At 46.9% G+C, this 12,228-nt stretch carries 9 protein-coding genes; 8 read left to right on the forward strand and 1 reads right to left on the reverse strand.

Going from position 1 to position 12,228, the window contains the following annotated elements; genetic code table 11:
• Nucleotides 1-11 precede the first annotated feature (11 nt).
• The 5 genes from HP398_RS02480 to ybaK all read left to right on the forward strand — a co-directional run bounded on the left by HP398_RS02480 (nt 12) and on the right by ybaK (nt 8,001).
• Nucleotides 12-3,479, forward strand: coding sequence for a DUF4132 domain-containing protein (locus HP398_RS02480; RefSeq protein ID WP_173621714.1), 3,468 nt, complete (start codon nt 12-14; stop codon nt 3,477-3,479).
• A 2-nt stretch (nt 3,480-3,481) separates the two neighbouring features.
• Nucleotides 3,482-5,140: a hypothetical protein gene (locus HP398_RS02485; RefSeq protein ID WP_017248340.1), complete on the forward strand. Its 1,659-nt coding sequence runs from the start codon at nt 3,482-3,484 to the stop codon at nt 5,138-5,140.
• A gap of 24 nt (nt 5,141-5,164) precedes the next feature.
• Entirely contained in the window at nt 5,165-5,455 is a 291-nt protein-coding gene (locus tag HP398_RS02490; RefSeq protein WP_017248341.1) for a hypothetical protein, read from the forward strand.
• Between the two features lie 373 nt (nt 5,456-5,828).
• On the forward strand, nt 5,829-7,406 hold the full coding sequence (locus tag HP398_RS02495) for a glutathione ABC transporter substrate-binding protein (RefSeq protein WP_173621715.1): 1,578 nt from the start codon (nt 5,829-5,831) through the stop codon (nt 7,404-7,406).
• Between the two features lie 115 nt (nt 7,407-7,521).
• Nucleotides 7,522-8,001 carry a Cys-tRNA(Pro) deacylase gene (gene ybaK, locus HP398_RS02500; protein WP_017248343.1) on the forward strand — a complete coding sequence of 160 codons (480 nt, stop codon included), beginning with the start codon at nt 7,522-7,524 and terminating at the stop codon, nt 7,999-8,001.
• A gap of 40 nt (nt 8,002-8,041) precedes the next feature.
• Here the strand turns inward: ybaK and HP398_RS02505 are convergent, their stop codons facing one another.
• Entirely contained in the window at nt 8,042-8,866 is an 825-nt protein-coding gene (locus HP398_RS02505) for a hypothetical protein (RefSeq protein WP_173621716.1), read from the reverse strand.
• Between the two features lie 174 nt (nt 8,867-9,040).
• Between HP398_RS02505 and HP398_RS02510 the strand changes: the two genes are divergently transcribed.
• From HP398_RS02510 to HP398_RS02520, 3 genes are all read left to right on the forward strand, one after another.
• The gene (locus tag HP398_RS02510) at nt 9,041-9,967 is read left to right on the forward strand and encodes a helix-turn-helix transcriptional regulator (protein WP_254475787.1); all 927 of its coding nucleotides are present in this window, start codon (nt 9,041-9,043) and stop codon (nt 9,965-9,967) included.
• 149 nt (nt 9,968-10,116) lie between these two features.
• Nucleotides 10,117-11,097 carry an ABC transporter substrate-binding protein gene (locus HP398_RS02515; protein WP_173621718.1) on the forward strand — a complete coding sequence of 327 codons (981 nt, stop codon included), beginning with the start codon at nt 10,117-10,119 and terminating at the stop codon, nt 11,095-11,097.
• A gap of 76 nt (nt 11,098-11,173) precedes the next feature.
• A complete protein-coding gene (locus HP398_RS02520) occupies nt 11,174-12,199 on the forward strand; it encodes an AraC family transcriptional regulator (RefSeq protein ID WP_017248347.1) in 1,026 nt (341 codons plus the stop codon).
• The last annotated feature ends 29 nt before the right edge of the window (nt 12,200-12,228 follow it).

Below are 12,228 nucleotides of genomic sequence, written 5' to 3' on the forward strand. Positions count from 1 at the left end.
AGGAGTAAGGAATGGTTTTACGAAAGACAGATCTGAATCCAGTTACGAAGAAATTTGTGGAGGAATTTATCAGTGCAAGTGATCGAAACAAGCATTTGTACGATCAAGTGGCTGATTACGTTGCAGGTGACACAGACGAATGCCCGGCAATCGTAGAGGACCCGCGGTTTTACAGCTATACGGTTCGATCCGAATTTGACAAGCTAAAAAAACGCGGAGAAGAGCTGGCCTTCTATCGAGCAGCTGTGCTGATCTACAAGGCTAGCAACCGTTTTTACGATAAGAAAAATGTGATGGATGAATGCTTCCTGGACCAGATCGAACTGCAAAGTATGAAGGAAATCAATGATGCTGACATCCGTGCAAAAGATCAGAAGGCATTGGAGGCCATGAGAAAAACGGTCGAGCATTTCGGACATACGTTGTTTGGCGAATTTTTGTTAAAAGCTGCAGAGGATTATCGCGCAAGCATCAGCCGTGATTACTCCTCGACATTTGATAGGGCCGAATTTTTGCTATTCATTTCGTATGCGTACACGATTTCTCCGAGCTTATTGGAAGAAGCAAAAGAAAAGCTAATGCCGATCTATTATTACCTGGTTACAGGTGATACGCGCGAATATATAAAAGAGCTGCATACCATTGCCAAAGAAGTCGTGACCATGCAGTTTTCGAGCAACAATTTGCTAACCAACGAGTCGTTGTATCCTTCATACGTCAAAGAGAAAAAGGCTGCATTGCGAGAAAAGTATTATCCAGGAGAGCAGGTCAAGGAAGGCTCCCTTTTGAACCAGAAACATTTGAAACGTTATATGGAGCTAGTCATCAGCTTGCTGTACTTCCGCATTCACGTCAAAGGCGGGATCAGTGCATTCCTGAAGAAGGAAGAGGAGATGGATCGGGAGCTGCACAACACCTTGCAAATCCTTTTTGACATGTTCCCGCTTGATATCTTGTCCGAAGATAAGAGACTGTTTGGACTCGTACACATGGAGGAGCCTTACGATCTACTGCTGGGACTGCGCGAGCATTTGCTATCCCCGCCGACAAATTGGGAGCAAGTGAAGCAGCTGGTGCAAGAAGACGTAACGAAATCAAGACGAGCGCTTGAGCTTGCTTCGATTCCGATGGTCAAAGGATTTTTACACAAAACGCTGGCGGCAGAAGGCGTGGATCTCTCCGATTTCCAGCCTTCTTTGGAAGGGATTATTCAAGACGCGCTGCGACGTGCGAAGGGCTCGACAAAGCTGGCGAACTATCTGGATGACAAAGCTGTCCTAGAGGATGTGCTCGAGCATGTGCATCTGGAAGACTTACAACTTGTAAGGCAGCAGATGATCCTGCTGAGCTTCTTGCCTGTGGACCATCCGTTTATTGCTCGTCTGATTCCGTTCATGTGCCAATACAAAGACAAGTCCAATCGCAGAGTAGGCCATATGTGCTTCGCTCATGCGTTCCAGGATCGATTGACCGGTATCATCGATCATTACCAGAAGGACGAAGCTGTAGATATCGAGACACTTTTCTACCAGATTTTGTCGATCAAGGAGACGCACTATTATTACACAGACGTCAATGAAGAGGTGTATCGTTCGTTGGTCGTAGCGAATCCGGAAATGAGTCTGGCTCATTTTGACAAGCTGGATACAGAGCTTCGCGTGTTTGTGATGCAGACCCTATTAGCGGCAAAGGAGAAGCTGTCAGAGGAATTGCGCAACCAAGCGATTCTGCTCGGTTTGGGTGACAGCTCGAAGAAAGTGAGCGGCCTTGCTGGTGCAGCGTTTCTTCAGGCCAAAGACAAGGAGCTTTATTTGCACGTCTATCAAACCGAGAAAAAAGCAAAGGTCAAGGAAATGGCGCTTGATGCGATTCGCTCCCTGGACAATAACAAGGAGATTTTCCAAGAGCTGTTGACAACAGAAAAGAGTAGCAAATTTAAAACGCTGCTACAAACATTTATCGACGCCGAGGAGCAAGGGCCAGATGCGAGCTTGACCCATTTAGGCAACCTGACCGACAAGCGCAAGCTCACACGAATTAAATGGATGCCACTGGAGCGCATGCCAGTCCTTCGTGACCAAGACGGCAACGAGCTGGGTCAGGAAGTAATGGAGTACATGCTAACCGCTTCCATCGATTTTCCGACAGCGCCAAACCAGTTGGTACTTGACTTGAAACCGTCTCTGCAAGCGGCATCTGTTGCTGACTTTACCGTAGAAGTTTTGCGCACATGGCTCGATAATGGAGCAGTCGCCAAAGAAAAATGGGTCATGCCGCTCTGCGTCGCTTTCGGAGATCGACGTATAGTCGATACGATTGGTCAGATGATCAAGGATTGGACAGATCACTCTCGCGGTGCTTTGGCTGCGGATGGCGTGCGTGCTCTGTCGTTCTCGAATGATTTGACGGCGCTGCGTCTAATTGACCAGATCAAGCGTACGATCAAAAACAGGCAAGTCAAATCAGCAGCAGAAGAGGCGCTGTCCATGGCGGCTGCGAATCAGAACATTTCTGCGATGGAACTGGAAGACCGACTGGTTACCACGCTTGGCTTCGATGCGTCCGGCAAGCAAGTGTTTGACTACGGGGACCGCACCTTCACGGTCAAAGTCAGCAACGAGCTGGAGCTGGAAGTCACGAACGACAGCACAGGAAAAGCAGTCAAAAATCTGCCTGCACCGTCCGCGAAAGACGATCAGGAGAAGGCAGAACAAGCACGTTTGACTTTTGCTCAATTGAAAAAAGACCTAAAAAATATGGTGAAAGTGCAATCTCTTCGTCTGGAGGAGTCCCTGTCCAAATCGCGTTATTGGTCAACGGCAGCATGGAAACGTCTCTTTGTGGAGAACGTTTTGATGCAAAAATTCGCAATCGGGCTCATCTGGGGTGTATACGAGGATGGTAAGCTCGTAGATACGTTCCGCTATATGGACGATGGGACATTTAACACCGTGGACGAGGATGAGTATGAGTTGGCAGATGAGCAGCTCATTGGTTTGATTCACCCACTGGAGCTGGACGAAGAGATGTTGAACGGTTGGCGTACTCAGCTGGAAGATTACGAAATTACTCAACCATTCGAGCAGTTGAATCGTGAAGCGTTCCTGCCTACGGAAGAAGAAATAAAAGCCAATGAATTGCTCCGCCTACCTGTTGAATCGTATTCACCTACCGCTTTTGCGAAAATGATGGAGAAATTCGGCTGGGTCAAAGGTACGCCGCTCGATGCCGGTTATTATTATGAGTTTTACAAACTGTATGACGGAATGGTGGCTGAGCTGAAAATCAGCGGGGCGAGCATTTCGTATTGGGAGGGCATGGAGGATGTGAAGCTGGAAGCGTTGGCTTTCTTCCCAAATAAAGATGCCGAGTACAAGCATTTTTACTTCAAGCCAGTGGATCGACTGAAGCTCACCGATATTCCAACACGCATTTTCAGCGAAACCGTCTATGATGTCATGCGAGCAGCAGGAAAATAACGATGGCGGATTTTACATCAGAATTTCATCGGTTTATCGCGCTGTGCAACGAAGAGTATCTGATCAAATACGCGAACAAAGGAATTTACAATCGTTCCATCAAGGAAATGGAAAAAGGAATGAACGTTTCCTACGAGTTCGGGGACGATTACGTCGAGTGTGCGCTGTCAGATGACAGCGTATGCCGACTTCATGCAGATATTAATCGTTTTTCCTGCTCATGTCCATCTGACAAGATATGCAAGCATATCATCATCTCCATCGTCTACTATGCCCAAAACCATTTGCAAGCAGGAGCAGAGACCGCGGAAGAGCTGGAGACCTACAAGCCTGACTTTAGCTGGCTCTTGGAATTGCAGCCGACTCACATTAGCAAGGCTTTTACCCCAGCACAGCTGGAAGAAGTGTTGTTTCGCCTCGACTATTTCGAGGAAATGGAGATCGTTGAAACATCCTTTTTAACCATGAAATTGCGCACCCAAGATATATCCGTATCTTTTGACAGTGAATCGGAGATCGGGAAAAGCATGTGCTCCTGCAAGGCGAAAGGCAATTGCTTGCACAAGCTGGAGGTCATTTTGCGCTATCGGGCCATGCATCAGCTACAGGATCGTGAACAGTTACAAGCATCCGTAACCGATGTCAGCTACGAAACAGATGTTGTAGCGGAAGCCAAATCGCTGATCGCAGAGATTCTTGGCATCGGCTTGGCGAAGCTATCCCAGACAATTTGTACACGGCTGGAGCTGCTTGCTATTGCTGCGCATAACGGCAATCTTCCCCGCGTGGAAAAGGACATTCGCGGCATTCATGGGGAGCTGAACTTATTTTTTCAGCGCCATGTCAAGTTTTCAACGGAAGCGCTGCTCGATCGACTTTCCCGGGTGTATCTTAGTTTGATTGCTCTAGAGAAGATCGATCACACCGAAGCGAAAAAGCAGCTGCTCGGCAGCTTCAAAAGTAAGTACCATATGGTTCCGCAGTTAAGTTTGTATGCTTTGGGAGCAAATCCATGGGAGACGCGGTCAGGGTACAAGGGGATTACGTATTACTTTTATTCGCTCTCTGATCAGCACATCTACACGTATACAGAAGCGCGCCCCGTGTATTATGAAGGCATATCCTTTTCCTTTAAGGACAGCTATAAAGGCAAGGTACCCTGGGGCGAGTTGATCTCGATGGAGGAGCTCTCTCATTCACAGGTCATCCTGACACAGGCGAAGACGAATCGGGAGCAGCGCTTGTCTTCCAGCGAGGATACACGGCTAACCATCGTTCCCAGGGACAATATCGAAGAGTTGGATCTCGGCAAGGTGCTTGTTGGCGACTGGTCAAGTGACTGGAAGGACACGGCAGGCGATATGTTTGAAACTGCGTTGGACTCGGTTTTTATATTGAAAGCGAACAAGTTCAATCAAGTCGAATTCGATCAGAAGACACAGCAGTTGCTTCTGACGATCGAAGACGAGCAATGTCATTCCCTCCAATTGAGCATCTCTTATCAGGGGGAATTCGCCCGCAATATACGTCATCTCGAACAAAACAAGCGGCTGCTAGAGCTGCGCGATGTGTATTTGCTTGTGCAAAAAATAGGAGATGGTCTTTATCCGATCAGCATCATGCAGGGCAAATCGCTGACGAGCTTTAAGTTAGACCTATAACGGTGAGGGAGTGGACGTAAAATCATGGAGGAGTTATATTCCTTTACCGAAAACCTGACTGATTGGCAGGAACGCTTGTTACTCAAAGGAATCCATAAGTTTGACAGGCAAGATTTGCAGGAGCTGAAAAAGCTGCAAGAACTCGCGACCGAATACGATATGAGCTTCCTCGCCTCATTGATCGAAGACCTACAAGTGGAAGGCAATCGCTATTTGCAGGAAGTAAAAGCGGATGCGGAGTTGTTAACGCAGCAGTATTTGTATGTGGTGCAGTACGTCAATATGATGAAAAAGCCTATGACTCGATCATTGTAATTCGGTTGTAGGATAAGGAGAGAGATTCTTGAAGAGTCTCTCTTTTTTCTATGGTCGGTACGTATAACTAGACTCACTGCGATCCCCGGGATGGAAATTTTCAATATGGGGTGGCCATTTTCCGCGACTATCATCCGTAGAGGGTATGACATTTTGATGAATACATATATGGGCTGTTAAAAAGTGAATTTGTCAGATAATCTTTGAATCACTCTCTCTCGCTGTCACAGGGGAGAGTTTTTTGTTTATATACAAAGTTGTAAAGAAACTGAAAATAAAGGTAAACAAAGTGAAAATATAATGACTGAATATTATCTAAAATAAAACATGTTTGAATGCTAAAACATTTGCAACAAGAATTGGGGGAACACAGATGAAAAAGAAGAGCTTTTATCACACGCTGATTGCCATGACAATCGCGGTATCTGCGGCTTTGGCAGGGTGTTCGTCGGGGCAGGATGCGTCCACTAGCGCTGGACAAGCAGGGGGTACTGCAGAAGCTGGCAAAACAGGAGGAACCCTCGTCATCGCTCGTCTGTCCGATGCGAACAACCTCGATCCGCATTTCCTGTCCCAAATCCCTTCAGCAGCAATCGTTCATCACAAAGTATACGAAGGGCTTGTCCGCATGGATAAAGAAAGCAAATACGTCCCATCTCTGGCAAGTGAGTGGAAGCAGCTCGATGACTTGACGTGGGAGTTCAAGCTGCGCCAAGGCGTGACGTTCCATGATGGAGCACCTTTCAATGCGGAAGCGGTAAAGGCAACGATCGCTCGCGTTCAAGATCCTGCCGTTGGCTCCAGCCGGATTAATATGTTTGAAGCAATCAAAGAAGTGAAAGTAGTAGATGAGTACACAGTACAGTTTCTTCTGAATTACCCGTACGCACCGCTCTTGTCTGTTTTGGCGAGTGCAGAGGGAAGCATCATCAGCCCGAAAGCCATTGAACAATATGGAAAAGATTTGAGCAAGCATCCAACCGGTACGGGTCCGTACAAATTCGAAAAATGGACGCCGGGCCAAGAAGTGGTTCTCGTGAGAAACGATACCTACTATGGCGGTACACCAAATTTGGATAAAGTCGTTTTCAAAACCGTACCAGAAGACACGACTCGCCTCGCCATGGTTGAGACAGGTGAAGTTCAAGTGGCAGAAAACCTGCCTGTGACGGACATCGATCGCGTGCAAAATTCTCCATCGATGCAGTTGGGGCGATACCCTGGGTTCTCTGTCGATCACATCGGGTTGAATACAAAGAAAAAGCCTTTTGATGATGTGCGTGTCCGCCAAGCCATTGCCCACGCAATCGACAAGAAAACCATTATTGAAGGCGTTTACAATAGCGTAGGAACGCCAGCTCACTCCTCGATTACACCAGCGATGGTTGGGTACAGCCCGAATGTAAAAGACATTCCGTATGACGTCGAGAAAGCCAAACAATTGCTCGCAGAGGCTGGATATCCGAACGGCTTCAAAGTAAAAATCGCATTGAATGACAACAAGGCCCGCATTAGCGTAGCCGAAGTACTGCAACAACAACTGAAGCCAATCGGCATTGACCTGCAACTGGATGTTATGGAATTCGGGGCGTATATCGAAGCAGCATCCAAAGGGGAGACAGACCTGTTCATGAGCGGATGGGGGAATGCTACGGGCGATCCCGATTACAACCAGGCCAACCTGTATCATTCGAAAGCACATGGCGCACCAGGAAATCATTCCTTCTACAACAATCCGGAAGTAGACAAGCTGATTGAAGAAGGACGCAGAGAACCAGACGCAGAAAAACGCAAACAAATCTATGAAAAAGCACAACAAATCGAAATGAACGAAGCACCGCTTATTCCGTTCCGATTCTCCGAGAACTTGGCGGCGATTCAAAAGAATGTACAGGGTGTATGGATTAGCCCTGCAGGCCATATCGAGATTGATGAAGTAACGATTCAATAATACGAGACGCCGCTGACATGCTTGTGTCAGTGGCGTTTTTTGGTTGAAAAGTAGAATGCCATCCCCTAAGATAGATTATATTTTATTGACCAGCGTGTAGCGGAGGTGGACTGGCGTGAAGCAAGGAAAAACGAATGCGATGCGGATTTTGGATAAAGAAAAAATCGCATACACCATGCTGACATATGCAACGGATGATGGGAAAATCGACGGAATTGCCGTCGCCCAAAAGATCGGTCGCGAAAAGAATGTTGTCTATAAAACATTGATTTCGCAAGGGACGAGCAAATCGTATTATGTGTTTGTCATTCCCGTTGAAGCCGAGCTTGATCTCAAAAAAGCGGCCAAAGCAGTCGGAGAGAAGAAGATCGAGATGATTCCCGTGAAGGAGATCACCAAAGTATCTGGCTATATTCGTGGTGGATGTTCGCCAGTGGGGATGAAGAAATTGTTTCCAACGGTGATCGATCAACGAGCACAGTCGTTAGAGACGATCATCGTCAGTGGCGGAAACATTGGTGTCCAGATCGAGATGGCAGTAGAGGGCTTGTTACAAGCAACGAAAGGCTCCTTGGCAGATGTATCTGCAATCTAAAGCAAAAAGGCCACGGCATTAGCTGTGGCCTTTTTGCTATTTATGGAAAGAGTCCCGTCCAAACCTGAATAGGGGTGTCGCATGAGCAGCAGTTCAATTCACCAGCAAGATAAGGAAGATGGGCAAGCAGCTCTTTATCCTCAATCTCAAGCGCACGGCGGTATAATTTCTGAAGTCCGCTGTCATTTGTCATGTCCGGTTTTTTGGCGATGATTGAAAATCGTTTCGCTGTACCGTGAGAAACGGGATCGTCTTCGTAAGCGAACAAGATCTCCTCCTCCTCATCGGGCCATATGTAGATAGACTGATCGCACGTCGGACACACCGTTACATATTCGTCTCCTGCTGAAAAGGTGAGAAGCATGTTGGCAATGTCTTTGTCCCCACGAAACGCAGCGTCCGCAGCCAGTATGTAGCGCTTGTCTGCATCATGCTCTCCCATCTGTGCTAGGTGAAGGATTGATTCTGTTTGCTCTGTCAGTGATAGAATGGAGCGGTGGTATTCACGATAGATCTCACTGATGGTCTCTTGATCCAATAAGGGTGTGGAATCTCGTAAAAACTCCGATGGCACATCCATATGAGGAGCATTTTCGCTACTGGCTTCGAACATGCCGCAGGTTATGAAGATGTCCAACAGAATATCAGGGTTCTCTGTTTTTAAAGCGATCTCTACTAAATAGGGAACTGCAGCATATGTACATGGATAAATTGTATTTTGATGATACAGAAGCTCCCAATACAACTCTTCTTTTTCTTCGGAAAAATAGTCGTGCTGAACATGCTGGATGAGCGCAGGGACGCCATCAGACAAACCATAAGGACCTTGTAGCTTACCCCATATAGGACTTGCTAAATCTAGCATCAGAACATCACCTCTCTTGCTGAAATGAACAACTATTCCCATTATCATAGTAAAACTTTTCTGATTCCGCTATAATTCGAGAATGATTATCATATGCATTTTGCGCATCGGATGGGGTGGACAGAGTTGAGTTCTACAAATATTCAAGAAAACATTCATCTTTTTTTCGACAGAATGAATCTGGAATCACAAAATGTGGATCAGAAAACAAAACTGACCCTTCATCCAGAGGTGGGTGAGGGGTATGTTCGTCGATTTCTTCCTCGGTATGATATGGAAGTGGTTGTATCCGACTATACATTTTACCGATCACAGAGCATCTCTCTATCTACGAAAAGCCCTATGGTAGAGCTTAATTTTTGTTTAAAAGGGGAGAGAGGCATAAGTGTGCAAGGCAAAGAGCACCAGCTGCTGCCAGGACTTTGCTCGCTTCAATTCATGTCAGAAGTGGAAGCAAGGTTTGAATATGTTGGAAATGAGCCGTTCTACATGCTTGGCATCGGTATTCCTGTGTCGACCTTTCATCATTTTATGGAGGAGTCGAATGGACAGCGTTCCATTGAATTCGGACAAGTTCTTGGAAAACAATCGTTTCGTATCTTTCAGGAAAAGCTGTCTCCTGCCGCTTCCGTTGCCCTCCAGCGTGTGATGCAGTACGTTGCCAAACCGGGAACGAAAAAGATTGAGATGGAAACAGGCGTTTTGGGACTGCTTTCGATGGCGTTTCAATCCTTTCTGCTTGATAGCGAAACGGCGTCTGTTCCCTTATCGAAAAGAGACAAAGAAAAGATCGCGCAGGCAAGGGTGATCATGTTGGAATGCATGGTAGACCCGCCTTCATTACCTGAGCTGTCCCGAATGATTGGTTTAAACGACTACAAGCTGAAGACAGGTTTTAAAGCAATGTTTGGTACGACCGTTTTTGGCTACTTGCGAGAAAAGAGGTTAGAAAAAGCCTTATTTTTACTTCAACAAGGGGAAATGAATGTGACCGAAACCTCGAGTGCTATCGGATATACGAATACGAGCTACTTTGCGGAAGCATTCCGGGAGAAATATGGAGTCAATCCAAGCGTATTCGTGAGACGTTCCTCTAAGTAGGTAGGCTCAGTATCCCGATAACCAGCAAACTATTCCGTCTACAGGTAGTATGGATGACCGACCAGTAGTATCATTTGGGGCGTTGATAACGAATCTCATTTACATAATGTTTTATGTAGGAGAGCCTCAAAAAGGAGAGAAGACGGAGTATGCAGCGACAAGGTACTGTTTTTATGGCCCTTGCTATCATTTTCGTTCTGATGATAACAGGATGCAGTGGAGGAGCGAGCCCAAAAACAACTGCACCAACTACGAACAAACAAAAGGAACACCAAGACTCAACGCCTGTAAAGAGCGAGAGTGCTTTTCCACGGACGATCTCGCATCTATCAGGTGAAACGGTCATTCAGGAAAAACCAATAAAAATCGCAACGCCGTATATTGCTTTTGTTGACTATTTGGCCGTTTTGGATGAGTATCCGATTGCTGCCCAAGGTGTATCGACGATTACAGCGAATTTTCCCAGTCTCAGTAAACGAGTAGCGGATAAAAATATGATCGATCTGGGGATGGAGGTTGATCTGGAGAAGCTGCTGGCTGCTCAGCCTGATGTCATCATTGCCGCTGATGACATTCGCGACCAATACGAAAAATTATCGCAAATTGCACCCACTGTCATCTTGCCACAGGCTGATGATTGGCGTGAAACCATACAACAAATGGCAGCCATTATTGGAAAAGAGGAGAAGGCTACGAATGTGCTAGCTGAGTTTGATCGGAAATCGGCGGCATACAAAGAAGAGCTCGCCTTTCGCAGTCAGGAGTCAGTCATGTTCATCATGTACAGAGGGAAAGAGCAGTTCATTACTTGGAACGATGGACGTTTCGATCCATTTTATGATGGACTTGGCTTGAGACGTACAGAAGGGGCCAATGAAAATGGACAGCTTTCATTGGAGAGCCTCGCTCAATTAAATCCAGACCATCTGTTCGTCATCAATAATTGGCAAGCGCCGATCCAAGGTGGAGTGAAAGAGGCCTTGAAAGGAAGCAACGTCTGGAATAGCTTGAACGCCGTCAAAAACAACCGGGTCTATGAATTGGCAGACCCGTCGTTACCTGGACCGATGGCTTTAGCGAAAATAGATGGGATTGAAGAAATCATGAAAGCGATGGGAAAGCAAAAATAACGGGTACGATCACCTTCCTGTATACTTAATCATAATCGGAACGAATCGGTAAGCAACTAAAGGAGATCCATACGTAATGAAAGCAGACCGTATAAATTTCCCGGCGGGATTTTGGGCGAGTTTACAACAACTAGGGATTGCCCCCCTCGACCTAGCTCACAGAGCGCGCCTGCCGCTCACCATTTTTACAGAACCTGCTGTAGTCACCACTGCCCAATATTTCAGAATCTGGCAAACATACGCCGATCTAATTGGTGATACTGCTGTGGGAATCATCAAGCTTTCCACCACCTTTGAAGCGGCACAATACCCACCGACTGTTTTAGCGACCTACCATGCTCGTGACTATCGCGACGCGCTTAATCGAATGGCCCGATACAAACAACTGTGCCCTCCGGAAAGGCTGCGTATAACAGAGGAGGGCGAGCGCTGTACAATCGAATTGGAGTGGATGCACAGCGAGCAACCCGGTCCACCAGTCTTGGTTGGAACCACGCTAGCCTTTCTTCTAGAACTTGGGCGACGGGGCACTGGCACGCGTTTAACTGCACAGTCCGTGGAATTTTCTCACTCGATGGGGGATGTCACTGCTCTCGAAGCTTACTTCGGTTGCCCGATACGGATTGGTGCCACCGTTAACCGATTAACACTCCATCGACGCGATCTGGACCGCCTCTTTCTTTCGTATAACAAAGAATTGTTGGAGATATTGACACCTGTATTGAACCGATCATTGGATGAGCAGTGCAGTCATTCCATTGCGGAGATGGTCAAGTGGATCTTGAAGCGAAGTCTAACAGGAGGCCGCCTTGATATTCGAGCTGTTGCCAGCGAGTTGGGCATGAGCGATCGTACCTTGCAGCGCCGTCTTACGGATGAATGCACAACGTTCAAGCAACTGTTGACACAGGCTCGGCATGAACAGGCACGAGAATACTTGGCCGACCCCAAGCTCGATATAAAAGAAGTGGCTTTCTTAATTGGATACGAAGATCAGAACTCATTTTACCGGGCCTTTCGCCTTTGGGAAGGCGATACACCTTCCAATTGGCGTTCCGAATACTTTAGGGTCAACCCCGCCGTCAAAGAATTCCCAAGCTAACCCGTCCCAATCGGGGCTACCATTTTCCC

The sequence above is a fragment of the Brevibacillus sp. HB1.4B genome (assembly GCF_013284285.1).
GTDB classification, from domain to species: Bacteria; Bacillota; Bacilli; order Brevibacillales; family Brevibacillaceae; genus Brevibacillus; species Brevibacillus porteri.